General features: G+C 64.1%; 19 protein-coding genes. 14 read left to right on the plus strand and 5 right to left on the minus strand.

The annotated features are described in order from the left end of the window. Positions 1-7: 7 nt before the first annotated feature. The 4 genes from hflK to E5X34_RS22495 all read left to right on the plus strand — a co-directional run bounded on the left by hflK (position 8) and on the right by E5X34_RS22495 (position 3,931). On the plus strand, positions 8-1,114 hold the full coding sequence (gene hflK, locus E5X34_RS22480) for an FtsH protease activity modulator HflK (protein ID WP_127878850.1): 1,107 nt from the start codon (positions 8-10) through the stop codon (positions 1,112-1,114). Continuing rightward, a complete protein-coding gene (locus E5X34_RS22485) occupies positions 1,114-2,076 on the plus strand; it encodes a protease modulator HflC (protein WP_292569011.1) in 963 nt (320 codons plus the stop codon). Before hflK ends, E5X34_RS22485 begins: the two co-directional genes overlap by 1 nt. A gap of 6 nt (positions 2,077-2,082) precedes the next feature. Further along, entirely contained in the window at positions 2,083-2,271 is a 189-nt protein-coding gene (locus tag E5X34_RS22490; RefSeq protein ID WP_292569013.1) for a DUF2065 family protein, read from the plus strand. A gap of 142 nt (positions 2,272-2,413) precedes the next feature. Next, the gene (locus tag E5X34_RS22495; RefSeq protein WP_292569014.1) at positions 2,414-3,931 is read left to right on the plus strand and encodes a DegQ family serine endoprotease; all 1,518 of its coding nucleotides are present in this window, start codon (positions 2,414-2,416) and stop codon (positions 3,929-3,931) included. A 46-nt stretch (positions 3,932-3,977) separates the two neighbouring features. Here the strand turns inward: E5X34_RS22495 and E5X34_RS22500 are convergent, their stop codons facing one another. Together E5X34_RS22500 and serB are read right to left on the minus strand one after the other, a co-directional pair. After that, positions 3,978-4,550, minus strand: coding sequence for a GNAT family N-acetyltransferase (locus E5X34_RS22500; protein ID WP_292569016.1), 573 nt, complete (start codon positions 4,548-4,550; stop codon positions 3,978-3,980). Next, a complete protein-coding gene (serB, locus tag E5X34_RS22505) occupies positions 4,547-5,434 on the minus strand; it encodes a phosphoserine phosphatase SerB (RefSeq protein WP_292569018.1) in 888 nt (295 codons plus the stop codon). The genes E5X34_RS22500 and serB overlap by 4 nt, the downstream gene beginning before the upstream one ends. On the opposite strand from serB, the gene miaA reads away from it, so the two are divergent. Together miaA and E5X34_RS22515 are read left to right on the plus strand one after the other, a co-directional pair. After that, positions 5,424-6,368 (plus strand): tRNA (adenosine(37)-N6)-dimethylallyltransferase MiaA, encoded by a 945-nt coding sequence (gene miaA, locus E5X34_RS22510; RefSeq protein WP_292569146.1) that lies wholly within the window; start codon positions 5,424-5,426, stop codon positions 6,366-6,368. The genes serB and miaA overlap by 11 nt on opposite strands. A 126-nt stretch (positions 6,369-6,494) precedes the next feature. Further along, on the plus strand, positions 6,495-7,286 hold the full coding sequence (locus tag E5X34_RS22515; RefSeq protein WP_292569020.1) for a GGDEF domain-containing protein: 792 nt from the start codon (positions 6,495-6,497) through the stop codon (positions 7,284-7,286). 166 nt (positions 7,287-7,452) lie between these two features. Here E5X34_RS22515 and E5X34_RS22520 read toward each other — a convergent pair whose 3' ends face one another. Next, positions 7,453-9,288, minus strand: coding sequence for an ATP-binding protein (locus E5X34_RS22520; protein WP_292569022.1), 1,836 nt, complete (start codon positions 9,286-9,288; stop codon positions 7,453-7,455). 153 nt (positions 9,289-9,441) lie between these two features. Here E5X34_RS22520 and E5X34_RS22525 point away from each other — a divergent pair, with 153 nt between their 5' ends. Genes E5X34_RS22525 through E5X34_RS22535 form a run of 3 tightly spaced genes read left to right on the plus strand, consistent with a single transcriptional unit; the run spans position 9,442 to position 10,887 of the window. Then, a complete protein-coding gene (locus tag E5X34_RS22525) occupies positions 9,442-10,008 on the plus strand; it encodes an XRE family transcriptional regulator (RefSeq protein WP_292569024.1) in 567 nt (188 codons plus the stop codon). A gap of 5 nt (positions 10,009-10,013) precedes the next feature. Beyond that, positions 10,014-10,322: a hypothetical protein gene (locus tag E5X34_RS22530; protein ID WP_292569026.1), complete on the plus strand. Its 309-nt coding sequence runs from the start codon at positions 10,014-10,016 to the stop codon at positions 10,320-10,322. 37 nt (positions 10,323-10,359) lie between these two features. After that, complete coding sequence (locus tag E5X34_RS22535) at positions 10,360-10,887, plus strand: GNAT family N-acetyltransferase (RefSeq protein ID WP_292569028.1); 528 nt, start codon at positions 10,360-10,362, stop codon at positions 10,885-10,887. A gap of 93 nt (positions 10,888-10,980) precedes the next feature. Here E5X34_RS22535 and E5X34_RS22540 read toward each other — a convergent pair whose 3' ends face one another. Both E5X34_RS22540 and E5X34_RS22545 read right to left on the minus strand, forming a co-directional pair. After that, on the minus strand, positions 10,981-12,789 hold the full coding sequence (locus E5X34_RS22540; RefSeq protein WP_292569030.1) for an NAD(P)/FAD-dependent oxidoreductase: 1,809 nt from the start codon (positions 12,787-12,789) through the stop codon (positions 10,981-10,983). Between the two features lie 166 nt (positions 12,790-12,955). Further along, complete coding sequence (locus E5X34_RS22545; protein ID WP_292569032.1) at positions 12,956-14,875, minus strand: sigma-54-dependent Fis family transcriptional regulator; 1,920 nt, start codon at positions 14,873-14,875, stop codon at positions 12,956-12,958. Between the two features lie 386 nt (positions 14,876-15,261). Between E5X34_RS22545 and E5X34_RS22550 the strand changes: the two genes are divergently transcribed. The 5 genes from E5X34_RS22550 (at position 15,262) to E5X34_RS22570 (ending at position 23,079) form a co-directional block, all read left to right on the plus strand. Beyond that, positions 15,262-17,043 (plus strand): acetolactate synthase 3 large subunit, encoded by a 1,782-nt coding sequence (locus E5X34_RS22550; RefSeq protein ID WP_292569034.1) that lies wholly within the window; start codon positions 15,262-15,264, stop codon positions 17,041-17,043. Between the two features lie 81 nt (positions 17,044-17,124). After that, positions 17,125-17,697, plus strand: coding sequence for an acetolactate synthase small subunit (gene ilvN / locus E5X34_RS22555; protein WP_042644054.1), 573 nt, complete (start codon positions 17,125-17,127; stop codon positions 17,695-17,697). 120 nt (positions 17,698-17,817) lie between these two features. After that, positions 17,818-18,414: a LysE family translocator gene (locus E5X34_RS22560; RefSeq protein ID WP_292569036.1), complete on the plus strand. Its 597-nt coding sequence runs from the start codon at positions 17,818-17,820 to the stop codon at positions 18,412-18,414. A 214-nt stretch (positions 18,415-18,628) separates the two neighbouring features. After that, positions 18,629-19,933, plus strand: coding sequence for an efflux RND transporter periplasmic adaptor subunit (locus E5X34_RS22565; RefSeq protein WP_292569039.1), 1,305 nt, complete (start codon positions 18,629-18,631; stop codon positions 19,931-19,933). Further along, positions 19,930-23,079, plus strand: coding sequence for an efflux RND transporter permease subunit (locus E5X34_RS22570; protein ID WP_292569041.1), 3,150 nt, complete (start codon positions 19,930-19,932; stop codon positions 23,077-23,079). Before E5X34_RS22565 ends, E5X34_RS22570 begins: the two co-directional genes overlap by 4 nt. Positions 23,080-23,183 lie beyond the last annotated feature (104 nt).

Below are 23,183 nucleotides of genomic sequence, written 5' to 3' on the forward strand. Positions count from 1 at the left end.
GACATTCATGCCCTGGAACGACAAGAGCGGCGGCGGCGGCCCATGGGGCGGCGGCGGCAATCAGGGACCCTGGGGGCAGGGACCGAAAGGGCCAAGCGGACCGCAGGGCTCCCCGCCCGATCTCGAGGACATCATCCGCCGTGGCCAGGACAGGCTGCGGCGCGCGCTTCCGGGCGGCGGCGGCGCCAGTCCGGCTGTGCTCGGGCTCATCGCTCTGGCGCTCGTCGTGCTGTGGGCCTTCAAGGCGATTTATACCGTGCAGCCCGACGAGGTTGCCGTCGAGTTGCGCTTCGGCCAGCCTAAGACCGAGCTTTCGCAACCTGGCCTGCATTTCCACTGGTGGCCGATCGAAACAGTCGAGACGGCCAAGATCTCCGAGCAACTGGTCAGCATCGGCGGCGGCGCGAGCAGCGGCTCCGGGCTGATGCTCTCCGGCGACCAGAACATCGTCAACGTTCAGTTCTCGGTCGCCTATCAGGTCTCGGATCCCAAAGCCTACCTGTTCGACGTCTCCGATCCCGACGGCATGCTGGCGCAGGTCGCCGAGAGCGCGATGCGCGAAGTTGTCGGCCGGCGCCCGGCCCAGGATATCTTCCGCGACGATCGCCAGGGCATCGCCACCGGGGTGCGCGAGATCATTCAGGGCACGCTCGACGGCTACAAGACCGGCCTCCAGGTCAACGCGGTCTCGATCGAGGATGCGGCGCCGCCGCGCGAAGTCGCCGACGCCTTCGATGAAGTGCAACGCGCCGAGCAGGACGAGGACAAGTTCGTCGAGCAGGCCAACCAATATTCCAACCAGAAGCTCGGACAGGCGCGCGGCCAAGCGGCGCAGATCCGCGAAGACGCGGCCGCCTACAAGAACCGGGTCGTTCAGGAGGCGGAAGGCGAGGCGCAGCGCTTCATCTCCGTCTACAACGAATACGCCAAGGCGCCCGACGTCACGCGCAAGCGCCTTTATCTCGAAACCATGGAGAGGATCCTGAAGGACTCGAACAAGGTCGTCGTCGAGCCGGGTAACGGTCAGGGCGTGCTGCCTTACTTGCCGCTGCCGGCATTGCAGCCGAAAGCACCGCCGTCGCCCCTGGGCGCCACGACGGGAGGTAATCAGTGATGGCCAACCGTCTTCCCATCCTCGCCGTCATCGCGGCGGTCCTCCTGTTCCTGCTCTATTCCTCGGTGTTCGTGGTCAATGCCGGCCAGCAGGCGATCGTGCTGCGGTTCGGCGAGATCATCGACGTCAAGAACGAGCCCGGCATCTACTTCAAGGCGCCGTTCGCCTTCTTCGATGCCGACAGCGTGCAGATGGTCGAGAAGCGCGTGATGCGCTTCGACCTCGACAACATCCGCGTCCAGGTTTCTGGCGGCAAGTTCTACGAGGTCGATGCTTTCATCGCTTACCGGATCTCGGATCCGCGCACGTTCCGCGCGGCGGTGTCCGGCCAGGTGGAATTGGCCGAAGCCCGCCTGAGGACACGCCTCGACGCGGCGCTGCGCCGTGTCTACGGCCTGCGCGACTTCGAGGCAGCTCTGTCGGAAGAGCGCGGCAACATGATGCGCGAAGTGCGCGATCAGCTTCGCCCCGACGCGACCTCGCTCGGCCTCGACATCGAGGATGTGCGCATCCGCCGGACCGACCTGACGGCCGAGGTCTCGCAGCAGACCTATGACCGCATGAAGGCCGAGCGCCTGGCGGAAGCCGAGCGTCTGAGGGCGCGCGGCAACGAGGCGGCGCAGCGCATCAGGGCGCGGGCCGACCGCGAGGTCGTCGAAATCGTCGCCGAGGCGCAGAAGGAATCGGAAATCCTGCGCGGCGAGGGCGAGGCGCAGCGCAGCGCGACCTTCGCCGACGCCTATAAGCGCGATCCCGCCTTCTTCGACTTCTATCGCTCGATGAACGCCTATGGCACGGCGCTGGACAACACCGGAACGACGATGGTGCTCTCGCCCGAGTCCGAGTTCTTCCGCTACTTCCGCGACCCGGGCAGCAAGCCCGGTCCGGCGCCTTCCACGCCACCGACCGCGCCTGCGACGGCCCCTGCCGCGCCTGCGACCCAACCCGGCACCGCCCAGTAGCAGGCGGTGCAGGATTTTCTGGCGGCAATCGGCCTGGTCCTGGTGATCGAGGGGCTGATCTATGGCGGGTTTCCGGCTTTGGCACGGAAACTGGCGGCCGAGGTACTGTCGATGCCGGAGAATGTATTGCGGATCGGCGGGCTGTTGGCGATCGCCGTTGGCGTCGGCATCGTCTGGCTCGTCCGCGGCTTATGATATTCCTTGGTGCCGAAGCGATTGACGATTTATCTTGCGCCGATAGCTATAGCCGCAAACGTGCCGTATTTTTTGCCAACATGAACCGGACAGGCGCCTTTGCGGATGCGCCTTTCCTTTTCAGAACCACCGGGAGGCCATGATGATACCCGACACCCTGTTGCGCGCGGCGCGGCGTATGGTCTTCGCCGGCGCCACCGCATTCGCGGTCGGCATTGTTGCCGTTCCGTCCTTCGTCACGCCGACGGTTGCCTCCGACGGACCGCCTTCGGTCGCCGATCTCGCCGAGCGGCTGCTCGGCGCGGTGGTCAACATCTCGACCTCGCAGACGGTGAAGGGCACGGAAGGACCGGGCGCGGTGCCGATGCCGCAACTGCCCGAGGGCTCACCATTCCAGGATTTCTTCGACGATTTCTTCAAGAACCGCGGCGGCGACAAGGGCGGCGGCGGGCAGAAAGTGCAGTCCCTCGGCTCCGGCTTCGTCATCGACGCCGAACAGGGCATCGTGGTGACCAACAACCACGTTATCGCCGATGCCGACGACATCGAGGTCAATTTCTCCGATGGCATCACGCTGAAGGCGACGCTCGTCGGCACCGACACCAAGACCGACGTCGCGGTGCTGAAGGTCGACCCCAAGGGCCACAAGCTGACGGCGGTGAAATTCGGCGATTCCACCAAGATGCGCGTCGGCGACTGGGTGATGGCGATCGGCAATCCATTCGGCCTGGGCGGCACGGTGACGGTCGGCATCGTCTCGGCGCGCAACCGCGACATCAATTCCGGTCCCTATGACGATTTCATCCAGACCGACGCCGCCATCAACCGCGGCAATTCCGGCGGTCCGCTGTTCAACGCCGCCGGCGAGGTCATCGGCATCAACACGGCGATCATCTCGCCGTCGGGCGGCTCCATCGGCATCGGTTTCTCCATCCCCTCGCAGCTTGCCGCCGGCGTCGTCGACCAGCTCCGCCAGTATGGCGAGACGCGGCGCGGCTGGCTTGGCGTGCGCATCCAGCCGGTGACGGACGACATCGCCGAAAGCCTCGGCATGGCGACCGCCAAGGGTGCGCTGGTGGCCGGCGTCATCAAGGGCGGGCCGGTCGATAATGGCACGGTTCAGGCCGGCGACGTCATCATCAAGTTCGACGGCAAGGATATCCATGAAATGCGCGACTTGCCGCGCGTCGTGGCGGAAAGCCCGGTCGGCAAGGCGGTCGATGTCGTCATCGTGCGCAAGGGCGTCGAGCAGACGGTCAAGGTGACGCTCGGCCGGCTCGAGGATGGCGAGAAACTGGCCAGCGGCGAGAACGGCAGCACCGATCAGGGCAGCGGTGATAAGGCAACGCCTCCGGTGTCGACGGCCTCCGTGCTCGGCATGACGGTCGGCGAGCTCAACGACCAGACGCGGCAGAAGTTCGGCATCGCGGCCGACGTGTCCGGCGTGGTCATCACCGATGTCGCCAAGGATTCGGCGGCGGCCGAGCGCGGCATCCAGCCCGGTGAGGTGATCACCGAGATCGCGCAGGAATCGGTCGGCACGCCGAAGGACGTGATGGACCGGATCGGAGCGCTTAAGGAGCAGGGTCGCAAGAACGCGCTCCTGATGCTGGCCTCGAAGACCGGGGAACTGCGTTTCGTGACGATCCGGATGGATTGAGTCCGGATCGTTCAGCAAGCGATTGATGTTTCAATGAAAAGGGCGGCTAACGAGCCGCCCTTTTTCGTGCCTGCCATGCCTCGCGCGACAGCCTGTACATGACATGACGCTTGAGATGCGGGTGGCTGTCTGGGACGCTGGGGTGATCGAAGTCGGCGCCGGGATCGGCTTGCATGCCGAGCCGCTTCATGACGGCGATCGAACGATGGTTATCCGCGACCGCGAATGACACGATCTCGTCCACGCCAAGCGTTTCGAAACCGAAGGCGAGCCAGGCTTCCGCCGCCTCGGTGACATAGCCCTTGCCCCAGAATTCGGGCGCCAGCCGCCAGCCGATCTCAATCGTGCCGGGCGCCAGCACGTCGATGTCTTCCGTTCCGGACAAGCCGACGAAGCCGATGCATTCGCCGGTCGCGGCAATCTCGGCCGCGGCGAAGCCATATCCATCCGCATCGATCCAGGCGCGGACTTCGTCCATCTTGGCGTCAGCCGCGGCGCGGTCGCGGCGGAACGGGAAGAATTCCATCACGCGCTCATCGGAGTTGATGCGGTGGAAAAGCGCGCGGTCGCGATCCTCCCAGTTGCGCAGGATCAGGCGCTCGGTGCGGATCGGCTTCATTCGACGAACTCGTCCCGGCGGTAGCCCTGGAGATAGAGCAGCGCGGTCAGGTCGCCATGATCGATGCGGATGCGTGCCTGCTCGGCCACCGCCGGCTTGGCGTGGAGCGCGACGCCGGTGCCGGCAAGACGGATCATATCGAGATCGTTGGCGCCGTCGCCGACCGCGATGGCATCCTCTGTTGTCAGCGCGAGCCTTCCCGCTATGTCCAGAAGCGCTTCGGCCTTCGCGGCGCGGCCGAGGATGGGCTCGGTCACCATGCCGGCGAACCTGCCGTCTTCCTCGATCAGGCGGTTGGCCCGGTTTTCCTGGAACCCCAGCATCTCGGCAATACGGCTGGTGAAGACGTCGAAGCCGCCGGAGACCAGCGCAGTCCAGGCGCCGTTGGCGCGCATCGTCTGCACCAATGCGCGGCCGCCGGCGGCGAGCGTCAGCCGATTGGCGATGATGCGGTCGACCACCGCGGTGTCGAGGCCTTTCAGCAAGGCGACGCGTTCCCGCAAGGCGGGCTCGAAGGCGACCTCGCCATTCATCGAGCGCGCAGTGATCGCCGCTACATGGTCCTTAACGCCAATCTCGTCGGCGAGCTCGTCGATGCACTCCTGATCGATCATCGTCGAATCCATGTCGGCGAGCAGGATCTTCTTGCGCCTGCCTTCGGCGGGCTGGACGATAACATCGACCGGCTCGGACGCCAGTGCGGCGCGCAGATTGGCGGTCATTTCGCCGATATCCGGCGTCTGCGGCAGGACGAGGTCGCAGGCGACGTCTTCAGCCAGCCAACGGACAGCGCTTGCGCCGGCGGCCTGCAAGGCCATATTCGCAAGCGAGGCCGGCACGGCGCGGGCTTCTGGACGGGACACTAGAGTGGCGATCAGCGGCATTGAACATTCCGGCAGGCAGGCGGGCGAAGGCCGCGTCAAGAACGCGATCCTGATAGCCGGGCCGACCGCCAGCGGCAAGTCGGCGCTGGCGCTCGATCTTGCCGAACGCGGTGGCGGGGTCGTCGTCAACACCGATTCCATGCAGAGCTATTCGGTGCTCGATGTCCTGACGGCGCGGCCGAGCGCCGCCGAAACGGCACGCGTGCCGCATTTCCTCTACGGCCATGTGCACCCCTCCACGGCCTATTCCACCGGCGCCTGGCTGCGCGACGTGACGAAACTCATTGAGGATGGCGTCCTGTCGGGCCGTCCGGTTGTTTTCGTCGGCGGCACCGGGCTGTATTTCCGTGCGCTGGCCGAAGGCATCTCGGATATGCCGGACATTCCACCGGCTGTGCGTGAGCGCTGGCGCTACGAGCTCAAGGAGCAAGGAGCCGAAAGGCTGCATAGGCTGCTGATGCACGAGGATTCAGCCATGGCCATGCAACTCAGGCCAACGGACGGTCAGCGGATCGTGCGGGCGCTCGAAGTGCTCGATGCTTCGGGACGTTCCCTCCTGGAATGGCAGGCGGTGCGGGGCCGACCGCTGATCGACCGCGAGAGTGCCCGTTTCCTGGTTATCGAGCCGGACCGGGAGCAACTGGTCCGGCGCATCGAGGCGCGTTTCGACCAGATGCTCGACAAGGGCGCGCTTGACGAAGTGCGGCAGCTTACGGCGCTCGGCCTCGACCCGGATCTGCCGGCTATGAAAGCGATCGGGGTACGCGAGCTGCAGGCGGCGATGGCCGGACGGTCCGGTTTTCCCGAGGCGATCGAGCGGGCCAAGATCGCGACGCGGCAGTATGCCAAGCGCCAATCGACCTGGTTCAGGCACCAGCTGGGCGTGGAGTGGCGCAGGTTGCGACCGGGCGATCAACCCGCAGTTCACGACTGACGAAAAGCCTTTTTCAATCAACGCCTTAAAATCCTTTGCTCTAATTCCCGCCAGGGTTGTCCGGGTTAACGGTCCGTAAGGTCCGATGTGGCATAAGCTCGAGGGTTCCAGTGGTGCGGGGAGTAGATGCGTTTCCATAAGGCGGAATCCGCATTTTTCGTGTTTATTTTCGTGATCCTGGCCGCCGGCCTGGTGACGTTCCATGCCTATGGTCAGTTGCAGGACATCGCTTCGGACCTCGATGCCGCATCCCGCGGCGACAAAATCGTCTATCTGAACAAATTGCTGTTCGTCACCGGCGCGCTGCTGGCGACCGCGCTGTTCTTCGGCACCTTCTTCATCTACCCGCTGATCCGCGGCCAGGTGCGGGAAGAGGGCAAGCTCAGGGCCATGACGGTCTCGCTCAGCGCCCGTTCGCAGACGCTCGAGCAGGCAGCGCTCACTGATGGTCTGACCGGCATGCAGAATCGCCGCTATTTCGACGATGCGCTGCGTGAATATCTCCACGAATTTCGTCGCATCGACAGGCCGGTCGGGCTGATGATCCTCGATCTCGATCATTTCAAACAGGTCAACGACACGCATGGTCACGATGTCGGCGACGAGGTTCTGCGGGCCGTAGCCACCTGCCTGCGGGGCATGACGCGCTATCACGACGTGGTGGCGCGGCTGGGCGGCGAGGAGTTCGCCGTCGTCACTCCCAATATGGATGTCGAGCTGCTTGCCCGGTTCGCCGAGCGCATCCGCAAGGCGATCGCCAACCTGTCGATCCTGTCGGGCAATGTGCGGCTGAAGGTCACCACCAGCGTCGGCCTTGCCGTGTGGGACCATAAGGAGAGCGCCGAGGATTTCTACCGTCGCGCCGACCGCCAGCTCTATGAGGCGAAGAAGCAAGGCCGCAACCGCGTCTGCGCCTAAAATTCCGACATGAATTCATGAGGCCGGTCGACTGACGCGCCTTTCTCGACTTCCGGTGCTCACGGACTGAATGTCCGCTCCGCTCCGGCTTCTCGAAAGCCACCTCATTCGATCCGGCCTGATGAATTCCTGTTCGGAATTTGGCTGTGCTTGCGAGGTTGGTTGTTCAGTCGTTGAACTGGCGCATGCCGAAGGTCGAGGGCTTCAGGCCGTAGCGGGTGTCGAAGTCGTCATCGGGCTGAGGGCGGGGGGCGGCTGTGGCCGGCTTCTTATAGTCCGGGTCGCCGGCCTGCCGGGCCGAGTCGACGGTCTCGGCGAAGGCCATGGCCTGCTGCGGCTTCGGTACGTTGCGGAGCCGCTCGACGATCATGGCCAGGTCGACATCGCTGCCGTCCACGGAGGGCTCGACCTGCTCCCTTTTCGCGGTTCCGGGGATGAACTCCTGCGCCAGCTTCTCGAATTTCAGCCGCATGGTGGTCGCGACGCCTTCGCCGAAGGCGATGGCTTCGCGCTGCCCCATCGAGGACAGGAACGCTAGCGTGGAGGCCGAGGAGTCGGCGATCGCCGAGCGGATGATTGCCTGGTCCTGCTCGTTGGCAAGGCGCATGGCGAAGAAGGTCGAGCACTGCGACAGGATGGTCGGGTCGAGCTCGCCCGGGCGCTGGGTGACGACACCCAGATAGCAGCCATATTTGCGGCCTTCCTTGGCGATGCGCGACAGCGCATGCCTGGTCGGCGCGAAGCCGAGGCGCGGATCGGCCGGCATGTAGCGGTGCGCTTCCTCGCAAAGCAGGAGCAGCCTTAGCCGGCCCTCGCTCCACAAGGCCAGGTCGAAGGCCAGGCGCGCCAGCACCGAGCAGACCGAGTTGACCACTTCCGAAGGCATGCCCGCCATCTCGAAGCAGGTGACCGGGCGGCCGTGGTTGGGGACACGGAAAATATTGCCGATCGTCTCGTGGATCGTGTCCTCGATCAGCCGGGAACTGAACATGAAGCGGTAACGCGGATCGGCGGCCGCCGATTCGATGCGCGTCTTCAGCGACTTCAGGACCGGGCGATCGTTCTTGCTTTCGAGCAGGCCCATGCGCTCGTCGATTTGCTTGATGAGATCGGCGATGCGGTAAGGCACCGGCGTATCCGCCGTCAGCGCATCGCTGCCGCGTCTGACATAGGTGCCGGAACTGGGGTTGCGATAGAGGTTCTTGGCCGCCGGGATCAGGTCGCGCAGGACATCCACTTCCTCGGGCACCGTCTCGCGACCGCGAAACAGCACTTCGGCGAATTCCTCGAGCCTGAACATCCAGAATGGCAGATCAAGCGTCTTGGAATCGACCTTGACGCAATATTCCGGCAGCGAGGCCGCGAACTCGTTGTGCGGGTCGAGGATGAGTACGCGCAGGTCGGGCCGCGCCTCGATCGATTTGCGCAAGAGCAGCGAGACAGCCGTGGACTTGCCGACGCCGGTGGTGCCGACGATGGCGAAATGGCGCGCCAGCGTGTCGTCGATGGCGATGTTGGCATCGATCGATTCATCCTGCGACAGCGTGCCGATGGTGACCGAATGGCGTCCTGCCAGATCGTAGACCGCTTGCAGGTCGCGGCTGCGGATGCGGTGGGCAATGGCGCCGATATGCGGATAGGCGGTGATGCCGCGGTCGAAGACCGGCTTGGCGCCGGGCTCTGCGCCGTCGCGCACCTCGCCGATCAGTTCGATGCTGACCTCGATCGGGTTCTGGCCCTCATTGCTCCAGGCGCGGTCCGATTTGCCGATCTCATAGACAAGGCCGACCGTGCGCGTCGTGCCGAGATTGATGGAGATCATCTTGCCGACCGTCCATTGGCCGGTGACCGTGCCCTCAGCATCCTCGGCGTAGGCGCTGATGGTGGCGCGCGCGCCGTCGCATTGCACGACATTGCCGAGAATGCGTTTGTCGCTTTGCAGGGCGTTGCGGCGCTCCTGCGAAATCGGTTCGCCAACGGAGGCTTCGCGTTCGACAAACATGACTGACCTGGTCCCATTCCCTGGAGCGTCGACCCTATCCAGGCGGGGTTAAATTGAGGTGAGGTCGAATGGTGTAGGCGGTGTTAAGCCGGTCGCGACAATTCGATCGAATAGCCCTCTTCCCAGACTCCGCGATTCCGATATATTGGACGAATGAACGATATATCGAATGACATCACTGCCACGATCGGCCGGCGGATACACTCCGAAAGGATGGTGAGGGGCTGGTCGCTGGCCGAGGTTGCGGGGCGCTCGGATGTATCCAAGGCGATGCTGAGCGCCATCGAACGCGGCACCACCAGTCCTACCGCGGCGCTCCTGGTGCGCATCGCCGCCGCCTTCGGCATGACACTGTCGACGCTGATCGCGCGGGCCGAGCTGCAAGGGGGCGGCGTTTCGCGCTGGGACGAGCAGCCGGTGTGGCAGGATCCGGCAACCGGCTACATAAGGCGGCATCTGTCGCCGGCTTCGCAGATGCCGCTGGAATTGATCAGGGTCAGCTTGCCGGCGGCCGCCAAGGTCAGCCTTCCGGCCGCGTCCTACGCTTTCATCAAGCAGCAGATATGGCTGATCGACGGAAGGCTCGATTTCACCGAGGGTGATGTGGTGCACCGGCTCGAGCCAGGCGACTGCCTGGCGCTGGGGGCGCCGGCGGATTGCGTCTTTCATGCTCCCGGACCGGCTGCGGCGGAGTATCTCGTGGCGCTGGTCAGGGACTGATCTGAATGCCCAGGGGACCAAACCGCTCGCACAATGGCGGGCCGCCGCTCGACGATTATGAAGGCCCGCCCTGGGGCAAGGGCGACGCCTACGTCTTCCTCGCCTGGCGCGCCGCCCACGACAAGGCCTGGAAGGCGCCAAGCCAGGCCATCATGCTGATGCGGCTGGAAAGAGCCGAGCGGCTCGGGCTGACCTATGAGGAATACACGCTCGAGATCCTGGAGCGCGGCCGCCATCTCAGCGCGGACGACGCCGACCGGATCGCCGAAATCCGGCGGGCGCGGCGACGCAGGCGGAGCAGCCATTTCGAATGACCTTTCCCGATGTCGCATCGCCTTGGAGAACACCAGCATGAACGCACTCGAGATCCGGGTGTTGAGCGACGATGCTGCGACCATTGCGATGCTCGCCGATCTGTTGATCGAAACCGTCGCCGCGGGCGGATCGGTGAGCTTCATGCATCCATTGCCGGCGGAGGCGGCACTGGATTTCTGCCGCAAGTCGCTTGCCGCGGCCGCGCGCGGGGAAAGGGCGGTGCTGGGCGCATGGCAGGATGGGGTGCTTGCAGGAACCGTCACACTGCTGCTCGACCTTCCGTCCAACCAGCCGCACCGCGCCGAGATCGCGAAGCTGATGACCAGACGGGACCATCGCGGCAAAGGCGTCGCGACGAGCCTGATGCGCGCCGCGGAGGCACTGGCGGTCGAGAAGGGCCGCACGCTGCTCGTGCTGGACACGGCAAGCGAGGAAGGCGCGGCGGGGCTTTATGAGAAGCTCGGCTTCACGCTGACCGGCGAGATCCCCGACTTTGCGCTGAAGCCGCATGGCGGACTGACCGGGACGCTGATCTACTGGAAGCGGATAGGGAAAGATCGATAGCCAGCAAGTTGCGACCATGTGGACCTGCCCGAAGCTCAGGCAGGATAGATGGAAGCCCGAGGCCGGGCTTCCATCTATGGACAGCGTCCGGCGTCAAGCCTTGTGATAGACCTTCTGCAGCCCGTAGACGGGCGTCGGCAGTCCGACCTGCCTGGCCTTCAGCTGCAGCGCAAGATACTGCGAATAGTGGCGCGACTGGTGAAGGTTGCCGCCGTGGAACCACAGCGCTTCCTGCTGCGTCGGTTTCCACATGTTGCGCTGCTCGCCTTCCCAGGGACCCGGGTCTTTGGTGGTGTTGGAGCCGAGACCCCAAACCTTGCCGACCTTGTCAGCCACTTCCTGCGAGATGAGGTCCGCGGCCCAACCGTTCATCGAGCCGTAGCCGGTGGCATAGATCACAAGGTCGGCCGGCAATTCGGTGCCGTCGACGAATTTGACGCCGGTTTCGGTGAGTTCCTGCACCGCCGCACCCGGTCCGCTCTTCAGCTTGATCGAGCCGTCGATGACGAGATCGCAAGCGCCGACATCAATGTAATAGCCGGAACCGCGGCGCAGATATTTCATGAACAGGCCGGAGCCGTCATCGCCCCAGTCAAGCATGAAGCCGGCCTTCTCCAGGTCTTCATAGAATTTCGCGTCACGCTCCTTCATCTGCTGGTAAAGTGGAATCTGGAATTCGTGCAGGATGCGGTAGGGCAGCGAGGCGAAGATCATGTCGGCCTTGCGCGTCGTCATGCCGTTCTCGACCGCCTGCTCGGAGTAGAGCGCGCCAAGCCCGATATCCATCAGCGTGTCCGACTTGACGATATGGGTCGATGACCGCTGCACCATGGTCACGTCGGCGCCGCCTTCCCATAATGCCGCGCAGATGTCGTGCGCCGAGTTGTTGGAGCCGATCACCACCACCTTCTTGCCGCGGTATTTGTCCGGGCCGGGATGGGTCGAGGAGTGCTGCTGCTCGCCCTTGAAGATGTCTTGGCCCTTGTATTTCGGCCAGTTCGCCTTGCCGGACATGCCAGTCGCCAGCACCAACTGCTTGGGCTTGAGCACGATCTCCTTGCCGTCGCGCTCGACGACGGCGGTCCATTCCTTCGTCTTCTCATCGTATCTGGCGGACTTCGCAGTGGTGGAGGACCAGTAGTTCAACTCCATCACCTTGGTGTACATCTCCAGCCAGTCGCCGATCTTGTCCTTCGGCGCGAAGACCGGCCAGTTCTTCGGGAAGTCGATATAGGGCAGGTGATCGTACCAGACCGGGTCGTGCAGGCAGAGCGACTTGTAGCGCTTGCGCCAGGAGTCTCCGGGACGCTCGTTCTTCTCGATGATGATGGTGGGCACGCCGAGCTGCTTCAGCCGGGCGCCGAGCGCGATACCGCCCTGGCCGCCGCCGATGATGACGACATAGGGTTGCTTCGTATGGCCGAGCTCGGCGATCTCGTCGTCGCGCTCCTCGCGCCAGGTCTTGCGGTCCTTGCCGTGCCCGTGCTTGGCGCCGAGCGGACGAGTGAAGCCCGCTTTCTCCTCATGCCCTTTCAGCTCCGCCATCGTGGTGAGCAGGGTCCAGATCAGGTCGCCCTTGAACCGCACAAGGCCAAAACCGCGCGCGACGCTTGTCTCGAAGGTGATCCAGGCGGTGATGACGCCGCCGTCCTCGGTCGCTTCTTCGCCCTTGGCCACCGCCCATGCGGTCGGCTTGGTGTTGGCCAGCGTCGCTTGCAGCATGTCGCGAACCTGATCCTGGCCTTCCATGGTCTTCAGGTTCCAGGTGAAGGTGACGAGGTCGCGCCAGTAGCAGTCGGCCTGGAAACAGTTGACGGCGCTGTCGATGTCGCCGGCTTCCAGCGCCTTGCCGAACTTGTCGAGCAGCGCCTGTGCCTTGGTGGTGGGTGTTCTCTCGAGCATTTGTTCTCCTCCACTTGCTAGAGTGCGTCATGAGCAGCAAGCGGCGTGCCAACCGTGGCGCTCATCTGGTGCTATCAATGGAATCAATCCGTTAGGACGCTCTTGCGGCGCCTTGCCTGTTGCATTTCCTGTTGCACGCGCTACGGCGCGCCACACCCGTGTAATGTCAGTTCGGCGCCTCCAGTCGCAGGCGCTTCATGCGGCGATGGACTGTGGTGCGGTCGACGCCGAGACGCCGCGCGGCTTCGGAAATGTTCCAGCCGGTCGCCGCCAGCACGGCCAGCAGGGCTGCGCGCTCTTCCTCGGGCGAGGGGGCGCGCAGCGCGACTAGGCTAGCGGAAGGAGCCGGGGGCTCCACGCGCGCCATGGCGAACTCGGGCAGGTCGGAAGGCTGGATCGTCTCGTCGTCGCAAAGCGCCACTGCCAGATCCACGGCGTTGACGAGCTCGCGGATGTTGCCCGGCCAGCCATGACGGATCAGCGCCAGCCGCGCCGCCGGCGACAGTTTTGCCGCCCGACCGGCAAGGCGCGCCCGCTCGCCGACCAGCCGTTCCAGCAGCCATTCAAAATCGGTGCGCTCGCGCAGCGCCGGCAACGTCAGCGCAGCGGCGTTCAGCCGGTAGAACAGATCCTCGCGGAAACGGCCCTCGGCAACCAGCCGGCGCAAGTCATGGTGCGAGGCGGAGATGATCTTGATGTCGACACGCCGAGGTGCTGTGCCGCCGACCGGGATCAGCTCGCGCTCGGCGATCACCCGCAGCAGGCGCGATTGCAGCGCGTAGGGCATGTCGCCGATCTCGTCGAGGAAAAGCGTGCCGCCGTCGGCGCTCTCGATGAGCCCCTTGCGTCCCTTGGTCGTGGCGCCGGTAAAGGCGCCGGCGGCGTGCCCGAACAGCTCGCTCTCGATCAGGTGTTCGGGAATGGCCGCGCAATTGATGGCCACGAACGGGCCGGAGCGCCCGGAGCTGTTGTGGAGCGCGCGGGCGAGATATTCCTTGCCGGAGCCGGTCTCGCCATGAATCAGGATCGGGATGGTGGTGCGCGCCAGCTTGGCGGCCCGCGCCTGCATGGCCGCCATGGCCGGGTCGCCGCCGGAAAGCTCTGCGATGGGTTTCGGCAGCGCCTCGACGGGGGCGCGGCGTCCGCTCGGCGGCTGCGGCTCGATGGCATGCGCGAACAGCGCGCTGCCGTTGCGGCCGAACACCAGCCGCTCCTCGGTCGGGCGCCCGCGCGTCAAGTTCGGCAAGTCGTCGATATCCATGTCGAGGTAACGCGAGATCGGCTGACCGATCGGCGAGGAGAGCCTCCAGTCGACGCCTCCGGCCTGCGCCAGAAGCAGCGCCCCGCCGCGCGTGGTGCCGAGGATGCGGCCCGAGGCATCGAGCGCGATGGCTGCTTCCGGATCCACATCGAGGAATTCGGGCGAGCGCGAGAAGCGCAGCACCCATTCCGAATGCATCTGCGCCATCAAATTGGCGAGCTCGATGCGCCGGGCAGACGCCGTCACCAGGTGAAGGGCAAGGTTCTGGCTGACTTTCGGCTGCGGCGAGCGCAGCAGCGATATGTCGAGGACGGCGGTCAGTTCGCCCTTGGTGTCGAAGATCGGCGCGGCGGTGCAGGAGAGCGGCGTGTGGGTGGTATCGAAATGGTCGGTCTGGTGAATGGTCATCGCCTCGCCCGTGACGATGCAGGAGCCGACACCGCAGGTTCCGGTGCGGCTCTCCGACCATTCGGAGCCAAGATAGAGACCGGCCGTGCGCAACTGGTCCATGAACAGCGGGTCGCCGAGGAAGTCGACGGTGACACCTTTCGCGTCGGCCAGCAGCAGGACGTAGCTCTGGCCGGCCACCTGCTTGAACAATGTCTCCAGCCCGCTGCGGGCAATGGCGATCAGTCTTTCGGACTGCTCGCGATGCTCGCGCAACTGTGTATCGGGCACGATGTAGGCTTCCGTCGGACGTGCCGGGTCGAGCCGATGCGTATCGATGCAGCGCAGCCAGGATTGAACCACGATATCGTCGCGGACCGATCGCGCGCCGGACAGCACCTCTTCGATCTCGCGGATATGCTCCCGTTCGCCAGCCATGCGTCCTCCTCGCAGCCAACGTCACATCATAGTGCATGTCGTGTCCCAAACCGCTCCACCCTTGGGGCGACATGCATCGGCACATACTGGTGCCTCGGCGGCGGGCGCTCAACTGTACTATGGTAGCGCGAAACAGCGCCGTTTCTCACAGGCGGGTGAATTCGCGCCGGACCCCATTGACGAGCCAGCGTTTTCGCCCTTATTGTCCGCGCCCATGAAAACGGCACTCATTCTCGTAGGCTGGCGCGTGGGCAAGGCGGTGTAACCGCCGGGCGAAAACCTCCCATGCGCACCACACAGGCTCCCTCGGGGGCCTTTTTTATTGCCTCCAATCCAACTAAACGACCAGCAATCGCCAAACGGCGAAACAGTACGGGACCAGACCGATGAGCAATGGACAGAACGAGCGGCGCGAAATGACAGGTGCCGAAATGGTGGTGCAGGCGCTGAAGGACAACGGCGTCAAGCACGTCTTCGGCTATCCGGGCGGCGCGGTTCTCCCGATTTACGATGAAATTTTTCAACAGGACGAGGTCGAGCACATCCTGGTCCGGCACGAGCAGGGCGCAGGCCACGCGGCCGAAGGCTATGCGCGCTCGACCGGTAAGGCCGGCGTGCTCCTGGTGACGTCCGGCCCCGGCGCCACCAATGCCGTGACGCCGCTGCAGGACGCGCTGATGGATTCCATTCCGCTGGTCTGCCTCACCGGCCAGGTGCCGACATCGCTGATCGGCTCCGACGCCTTTCAGGAATGCGACACGGTCGGCATCACGCGGCCCTGCACCAAGCACAACTGGCTGGTGAAGGACGTCAACGAGCTCGCCGCCACCATCCATGAAGCGTTCCATGTCGCGACGACGGGCCGCCCCGGCCCGGTGGTGGTCGACATCCCGAAGGACGTGCAGTTCGCCAAGGGCATCTACGTGCCGCCGCAGACGGCGCCGCGCACCAGCTACCAGCCGAAGGTCCAGGGCGACCTGGAAAAGGTGAAGGCTGCCGTCGAGCTGATGGCCGGCGCGAAGAAGCCGATCATCTATTCGGGCGGCGGCGTCATCAATTCCGGCGCGGAGGCCAGCCATCTGCTGCGCGAGCTGGTCGACCTCACCGGCTTCCCGATCACCTCGACGCTGATGGGTCTCGGCGCCTATCCGGCATCGGGCAAGAACTGGGTCGGCATGCTCGGCATGCACGGCACCTACGAAGCCAACATGGCGATGCATGATTGCGACGTGATGATCTGCATCGGCGCGCGCTTCGATGACCGCATCACTGGCCGCCTCAACGCGTTCTCGCCGAACTCGAAGAAGATCCACATCGACATCGACCCGTCCTCGATCAACAAGAACGTGCATGCCGATATCGGGATCTTGGGCGATGTCGGCCGCGTGCTGGAAGACCTGGTGCGGCTGTGGCGGGCGACCGCCAAGACCGACAAGAAGGCGCTCTATCCGTGGTGGGAGCAGATCGCGAAATGGCGCGCGCGGGATTCGCTGGCCTACAAGATGAACAGCGACGTCATCATGCCGCAATATGCGATCCAGCGGCTCTATGCGCTGACCAAGGATATGGACACCTACATCACCACCGAGGTCGGCCAGCACCAGATGTGGGCGGCGCAGCATTATCATTTCGACAAGCCGAACCGCTGGATGACATCGGGCGGCCTGGGCACGATGGGCTATGGCCTGCCGGCCGCGCTCGGCGTGCAGATCGCGCATCCAGATGCGCTGGTCATCGACATCGCCGGCGACGCATCGGTGCAGATGACCATGCAGGAGATGAGCTCGGCGGTGCAGTATGAGGCGCCGATCAAGATCTTCATCCTGAACAACCAGTATATGGGCATGGTGCGCCAGTGGCAGCAGCTCTTACACGGCAACCGGCTGTCGCATTCCTACACCGAGGCGATGCCGGATTTCGTCAAGCTGGCGGAGGCCTATGGCGGCCACGGCATACGCTGCGACAAGCCGGACGAGCTCGACGACGCGATCCGCGAGATGATCTCGGTGAAGAAGCCGGTTCTTTTCGACTGCCGCGTGGCGACCTTGGCCAACTGCTTCCCGATGATCCCGTCGGGCAAGGCGCATAATGAGATGCTTCTGCCGGACGAGGCGACCGACGAGGCGGTGGCCAACGCCATCGACGCCAAGGGCAGGGAACTGGTGTAGGTACCCACAAGACGGGGCTGCGCGAGAAAGCCGTGCGCAAGCAGAGAATTAGCTCAAAAGTCTGAAATAGAGATTCATGTCATGAACGCACAGCTCCAGCCGACCGGTTCGGCTTATTTCATCGCCAAGGAAACCGAGAAGCCGGAAACCCATACGCTTTCCGTCCTGGTCGACAACGAACCGGGGGTTCTCGCCCGCGTCATCGGCCTTTTCTCGGGCCGTGGCTACAACATCGAAAGCCTTACCGTTTCCGAGACCGAGCACGAGAAGCATCTGTCGCGCATCACCATCGTGACGCGCGGCACGCCGCATGTGATGGAGCAGATCAAGCATCAGCTCGAGCGCATCGTGCCGGTGCATCGTGTGGTGGACCTGACCGTGCGCTCGCATGAGCTTGGGCAAGAGCGGCCGCTGGAACGCGAGCTCGCGCTGGTCAAGGTCGCCGGCACGGGCGACGCCCGCGTCGAGGCGCTTCGGCTCGCGGATGCCTTCCGCGCCTCGGTCATCGATGCCAACACCGAGCATTTCATCTTCGAGATCACCGGCAAGGGCTCCAAGCTCGACCAGTTCATCGCCATCATGAAGCCGCTTGGCCTGGTAGAAATCTGCCGCACCGGCGTCGCTGCGATGAACCGCGGCCCGCAGGGGATGTAAGCAAGGCAGGCATCGCTCAGACACTTTCAGTCTTGTCTCTGGTCCGGCAGTCCCCCCGCCGGTGGCTTTTGCGCGTCCGCCAAAAAAGGACAATAAGGCTGACATATCCGGGAGGATAACATGTCGCTCGACGCATTCCTTGCTCTGTTGGTCTATGCTTTCGTGACGTCGATCACGCCGGGGCCGAACAACCTCATGCTGCTCGCTTCCGGCGTCAATTTCGGCATCGTCAGGACGGTTCCGCACATGCTGGGCATCAGCATCGGCTTTCTGATCCTGCTTTTGGCCGTCGGCTTCGGGCTCGGCGCGGTGCTGACGGCGTTTCCTGTGCTGCATACGGCGCTGAAGATCGCGGGCGCAGCCTATCTGCTCTACCTCGCCTGGAAGATCGCCATGTCGCGCTCGATCAGTGATGGAAAAGGGGCGGGGGGGCGACCAATGCGCTTCATCGACGCCGCTGCATTCCAGTGGGTCAATCCCAAGGCCTGGGTGATGGCGATCACCGCCATGGCCGTCTACAGCAATGCCGATCACCCGTTCGTCTCGGTGGCGCTGATCTCGATCGCTTTCACCATCGTCAACCTGCCCAGCGTGTCCGTCTGGGCGGGTTTCGGTACGGCGCTGCGCGGCTTCCTGTCGGACCCGGTGCGGCTAAAATGGTTCAATATCGCCACGGGCGTGTTGCTTGCGGCAACGCTGTGGCCGATGCTCCGCTGAGCTGATTTTCGGACCGGGGAGCGGTCCGGCTGCGGCATGTTAGCCGGCTGCCCAGCTTTTGTGCACTGCACATTAAATCTTCGTAATGCCGCGTTTTGGCCCTTTTCCGCCAAAGCCTTGTCCTATCTATTCGGCGAAAATCGCGGCAAGGCGCCGTGGATCGAGCTAGGATAGACCACCGGGTCCGGCGTGTCGGGTGAGAGGCATATTGTCGATGCGCGGAAAAATCGCCTTTGCAGTTGTTGCGGTCGCCTGCCTGGCGGCCGCGGGGCTCTATTATTCGCCCACAACGCTGACCAGGGTCCAGCAGCTGATTTCGGGCAAGCAGGCTGACGCGACCGCCACCGACAAGACGGCGAGCGGCGACAAGACGGCCAGCGCCCCGGACAATGCGAAAGGCGACAACGCGAAAGGCGGCGGTCCGCGTTCCGCCTCGATCGTCTCCGCCGTCGCGACCACCGCCGACTTTCCGATCCGGCGCTATGCCATCGGCTTCGTGTCCTCGCCGGAGGTGGTCAACATCAATGCCCGTGTTTCCAGCCAGATCGTGTCGATCGCGGTCAAGGACGGGCAGATGGTCAAGGCCGGCGATCTGCTCATTTCGCTCGATGATCGCGCGCTGAAGGCGCAGCTAGCCAAGGATCAGGCGACGCTCGCCAAGGACCAGGCGATGCTGGTGAGCGCCCAGGCCGACCTGCAGCGCGCCAAGGATCTTGTCGCCAAGCAGGCAGGCACGCAGCAGACCTACGATCAGGCGCTGGCGGCGCAGAAAGCCGCGGCCGCGACCATCGATGCCGACAAGGCGACGATCGACGCCGACACCGTACAATTGAGCTACGCGACCATCACCGCGCCGATCTCAGGCCGGCTCGGCGCCGTCAACGTCTCGGTCGGCGATCTCGTTACCACCAGCAATGGCAACTCGAGCAGTTCGACGCCGCTGGTCACCATCACGCAGATGGACCCGCTGCAGGTGAATTTCACGCTGCCGGAAAGCAATCTCGCCCTTTTGCACAAGGCGCTCGCCGACCCGCAGCAAGGCAACGTGGTGCTGACCAAGGACGGTGACCCCACGCCCATCGGCAAGGGCACGCTCGACTTCGTCGATTCCAGCGTCGACACCGCTTCCGGCACCATCGCCACGCGGGCGAGCATACCGAATCCGGATCTTTCGCTGTGGCCGGGGCAATATGTGAATGTGGTGCTCGATGCCGGCACGATGCCGCACATGACCTCGGTGCCGACGGTCGCGGTGCAGCCCAGTCAGAAGGGCCCCTTCGTCTATGTCGTCAAGCCTGACAACACCGTGGAGATGCGTCCGGTGCAGGTGGCGCTGACGGAGGGGCAGAACAGCGCCATCAGCGATGGTCTCAAGAGCGGCGAGAAGGTCGTCGTGGAGGGCCAGACGCGGTTGAAGAATGGGGCGACGGTGCATGAAGGCAAGGCCGCGGTCGGATCCGGTGACCAGGCGTCACCGAAGGTCGCGGAGGCAGACAAGGCCGGCGGGGCTGCCCAATGATCTCCGAATTCTGCATTCGCAGGCCCGTCGCCACGCTGCTGATGTCGTTCGCCCTCATTCTGGGCGGTATCTTTGCCTATAAGTTCCTGCCGGTGGCGGCGTTGCCCAGCGCCGAATTTCCGGTGGTCAATGTGTCGGCCAGCCTGCCCGGCGCGTCGCCGGAGACGATGGCGACATCGGTGGCGACGCCGCTGATCAAGCAATTCGCGACGATCGCCGGCATCGATTCGATCTCGACCACCAATTCGCTCGGCCAGACATCGATCGCCATCCAGTTCGTGCTGAACCGCGACATCGATGCCGCCGCCGCCGACGTGCAGGCGGCGATCGCGCGCACGCAAAGATCCCTGCCACCGGAAATGACCTCGCCACCGAGCTATCGCAAGGTCAATCCGGCCGACGCGCCGATCCTTCTGATGTCGCTGGTCAGCGACACGGTCCCGCTGACCGATCTCGACGCCTTCGCGGAAAATGTCATCTCGCCTTCGCTGTCGACCATCGACGGCGTGGCCCAGGTGTCGATCTTCGGCCAGCAGAAATACGCGGTGCGCATCCAGATCGATCCGTCCGCGCTTGCCGCGCGCGGCATCTCCATCGATCAGCTGCAGGCGGCGATCGCCTCGGCCAACAGCAACACGCCGCTCGGCGTGCTGCAGAACAACAAGCAGCAGTTGACGATCACCGCCAACACGCAGCTGACCAACGCCGCCGGCTTCTCCAACCTCATCATCGCCACGAAGAACGGCCATCCGGTGCGGCTGGGCGAGGTGACCCGCGTCGTGGATTCCGTGCAGACCACGACGACGGCGAGCTGGTATGACGGCACCCGCGCGATCATCATGGCGGTGCAGCGCCAGCCCGATGCCAACACCGTCGACGTCGTCGACAAGGTCAAGGCGATGCTGCCATCCTTCCAGGACCAGATGCCGGCCGCCGCCCAGATCAAGCTGCTCAACGACCGCTCGACCTCGATCCGCCAGGCCGTCGACGACGTTCAGTTCACGCTGCTGTTGACCATCGCGCTCGTGGTGATGGTGATCTTCGTGTTCCTGCGCAGGGTGACGGCGACGATCATCCCGGCAGTGGCGGTGCCGATCTCGCTGATCGCCACGCTTGGCGCGATGTTCCTGTTCGGCTTTTCCATCGACAACATCTCGCTGATGGGACTGACTTTGGCCGTCGGCCTCGTCGTCGACGACGCCATCGTCATGCTGGAGAACATCTTCCGCCACATGGAAGAGGATGGGCTCTCGGCCTTCGACGCCTCGCTGAAGGGCGCGCGCGAGATCGGCTTCACCATCATCTCGATCTCGATCTCGCTGGTGGCGGTGTTCATTCCAGTGCTTTTGATGGGCGGCGTCATCGGCCGCATCTTCAACGAATTCGCCGTCGTGGTGACCGTCGCCATCCTGGCCTCGATGTTCGTCTCGCTGACGCTGACGCCGATGCTTTGCTCCCGGCTGTTGTCGGTGACCAAGGCTGATCGCGACGCGCATAGCGCCGGCAGGCATGACATCGTCACCCGTGCCTATGACTGGCTCTTGAGCTTCTGTCTGCGCCATACCTTCCTGATCTTTCTGGTCTTCATCACCACTGCCGCGGCGTCGGTGTGGGTGATCCAGGTTTCGCCGAAGGGCTTCTTCCCGCAGGAGGATATCGGCCAGATATCGGTGACCACCATGGCGCGCCAGGACATCTCGTTCGACGCCATGGCGAAGCTGCAAGGGCAGGTGGCCAGCGTGTTCTCGAAGTCGCCCTATGTCGACCATGTGGCCTGGTCGGCCGGCAGCGGCAACAACGCGCTCAACCAGGGGCAACTCTTCGTCCAGCTCAAAGGCAAGGACCAGCGCCCCAACATCGAGAAGGTGCTTGCGGATCTGAGACGCCAGCTGGCCGGCGTGGCGGGCATCGAGACCTATATGCAGCCAGTGCAGAACCTCAGGCTCGGCTCGCGGTCGTCAGCCAGCGCCTACCAACTCGTGGTTCAGGGGCTCGATACCAAGCAGACAGACGTCTGGGCACAAAAGCTTAATGATGCCATGGCCGCGGACCACACGATGTTCACCGACGTCACCAGCGACCTGCAGAACAACGCTCTGCAGGCATCGCTGGTGATCGACCGCGACAAGGCCGCGCAGCTCGGCATCGACACCGACACGCTGCGCTCCGCGCTTTACGGAGGCTTCGGCACCGACCAGGTCTCGACGATCTTCGGTTCGGCCGACAGCTACGAGGTCATCACCGAGCTCGACCCCAAGATCGAATGGTCGCCGGAACACATGCTGGCCATCCAGATGCGGACGTCGAGCGGCACCCTGGTGCCGCTGGGCGCCTTCGCCCGCGTCGACCGCACGGCCGGCGCCCTGACGATCAACCAGCTCGGACAGCTGCCGGCGGTGACGATCTCCTACAACCTGCCACAGGGAGTGTCGCTCGGCGACACGGTGACTCGCATCGAGCAACTCAAGGAGCAGATCGGCATGCCGACGGCGATCTCGACGAGCTTTGCCGGCACCGCCAAGACCTTCCAGGATTCGCTGGCCAACCAGGGCCTGCTGATCGGCGGCGCGATTCTCACGATCTACATCGTGCTCGGCATGCTCTATGAGAGCTTCATCCATCCGCTCACCATCCTCACCGGCCTGCCGTCAGCGGTGCTTGGCGCGGTGGTGGCGCTGCGCTTCGCCGGCATGGATCTTTCGGTGATCGCGGTGATCGGCATTCTGATGCTGATCGGCATCGTCAAGAAGAACGGCATCATGATGGTCGACGTCGCGCTGGAGCTGAGGCGACAGGGCATGTCGGCGAAGGAGTCCATCCACAGGGCCTGCCTGATGCGTTTCCGGCCGATCATGATGACGACGCTTGCCGCGCTCATGGGCACGTTCCCGATCGCGCTCGGCACCGGCGCCAGCGCCGAATTGCGCCAGCCACTCGGCATCGCGGTGGTCGGCGGCCTGCTCGCCTCGCAGGCGCTGACGCTGTTCGTCACACCGGTGATCTACGTCTATTTCGAGAATTTCTCGGGCTGGCTGCTCAGCTTCTCGTCGAGAAGGAATCAGCCGGCGCTGCATTTGGTGGAAGGCGGCGAGCAGGGCTCGCTGTTCGACGGCGAGTCGGAGCCGAAGAAGGTGGCGGCCGAGTAGGAGCATGATCCCGAAAAGTTGCATCAAGATCATGCCTCGGAAAACAAACCTGGAGGGAAGCCTCAGTTTCGCTCCAGTTCCACTGGCCCAAGGCCTCGCGCTTG

The sequence above is a fragment of the Mesorhizobium sp. genome, assembly GCF_004963255.1.
Lineage (GTDB): Bacteria > Pseudomonadota > Alphaproteobacteria > Rhizobiales > Rhizobiaceae > Mesorhizobium.

Coding starts and splice junctions, on each gene's coding strand:
- E5X34_RS22565 (WP_292569039.1), top strand. CDS start 18,629: ATGCGCGGAAAAATCGCCTTTGCAGTTGTTGCGGTCGCCTGCCTGGCG.
- serB (WP_292569018.1), bottom strand. CDS start 5,434: ATGCCGCTGATCGCCACTCTAGTGTCCCGTCCAGAAGCCCGCGCCGTG.
- hflK (WP_127878850.1), top strand. CDS start 8: ATGCCCTGGAACGACAAGAGCGGCGGCGGCGGCCCATGGGGCGGCGGC.
- E5X34_RS22500 (WP_292569016.1), bottom strand. CDS start 4,550: ATGAAGCCGATCCGCACCGAGCGCCTGATCCTGCGCAACTGGGAGGAT.
- E5X34_RS22545 (WP_292569032.1), bottom strand. CDS start 14,875: ATGGCTGGCGAACGGGAGCATATCCGCGAGATCGAAGAGGTGCTGTCC.
- E5X34_RS22485 (WP_292569011.1), top strand. CDS start 1,114: ATGGCCAACCGTCTTCCCATCCTCGCCGTCATCGCGGCGGTCCTCCTG.
- E5X34_RS22540 (WP_292569030.1), bottom strand. CDS start 12,789: ATGCTCGAGAGAACACCCACCACCAAGGCACAGGCGCTGCTCGACAAG.
- E5X34_RS22530 (WP_292569026.1), top strand. CDS start 10,014: ATGCCCAGGGGACCAAACCGCTCGCACAATGGCGGGCCGCCGCTCGAC.
- E5X34_RS22495 (WP_292569014.1), top strand. CDS start 2,414: ATGATACCCGACACCCTGTTGCGCGCGGCGCGGCGTATGGTCTTCGCC.
- E5X34_RS22535 (WP_292569028.1), top strand. CDS start 10,360: ATGAACGCACTCGAGATCCGGGTGTTGAGCGACGATGCTGCGACCATT.
- E5X34_RS22515 (WP_292569020.1), top strand. CDS start 6,495: ATGCGTTTCCATAAGGCGGAATCCGCATTTTTCGTGTTTATTTTCGTG.
- E5X34_RS22570 (WP_292569041.1), top strand. CDS start 19,930: ATGATCTCCGAATTCTGCATTCGCAGGCCCGTCGCCACGCTGCTGATG.
- ilvN (WP_042644054.1), top strand. CDS start 17,125: ATGAACGCACAGCTCCAGCCGACCGGTTCGGCTTATTTCATCGCCAAG.
- E5X34_RS22525 (WP_292569024.1), top strand. CDS start 9,442: ATGAACGATATATCGAATGACATCACTGCCACGATCGGCCGGCGGATA.
- E5X34_RS22520 (WP_292569022.1), bottom strand. CDS start 9,288: ATGTTTGTCGAACGCGAAGCCTCCGTTGGCGAACCGATTTCGCAGGAG.
- E5X34_RS22560 (WP_292569036.1), top strand. CDS start 17,818: ATGTCGCTCGACGCATTCCTTGCTCTGTTGGTCTATGCTTTCGTGACG.
- E5X34_RS22550 (WP_292569034.1), top strand. CDS start 15,262: ATGAGCAATGGACAGAACGAGCGGCGCGAAATGACAGGTGCCGAAATG.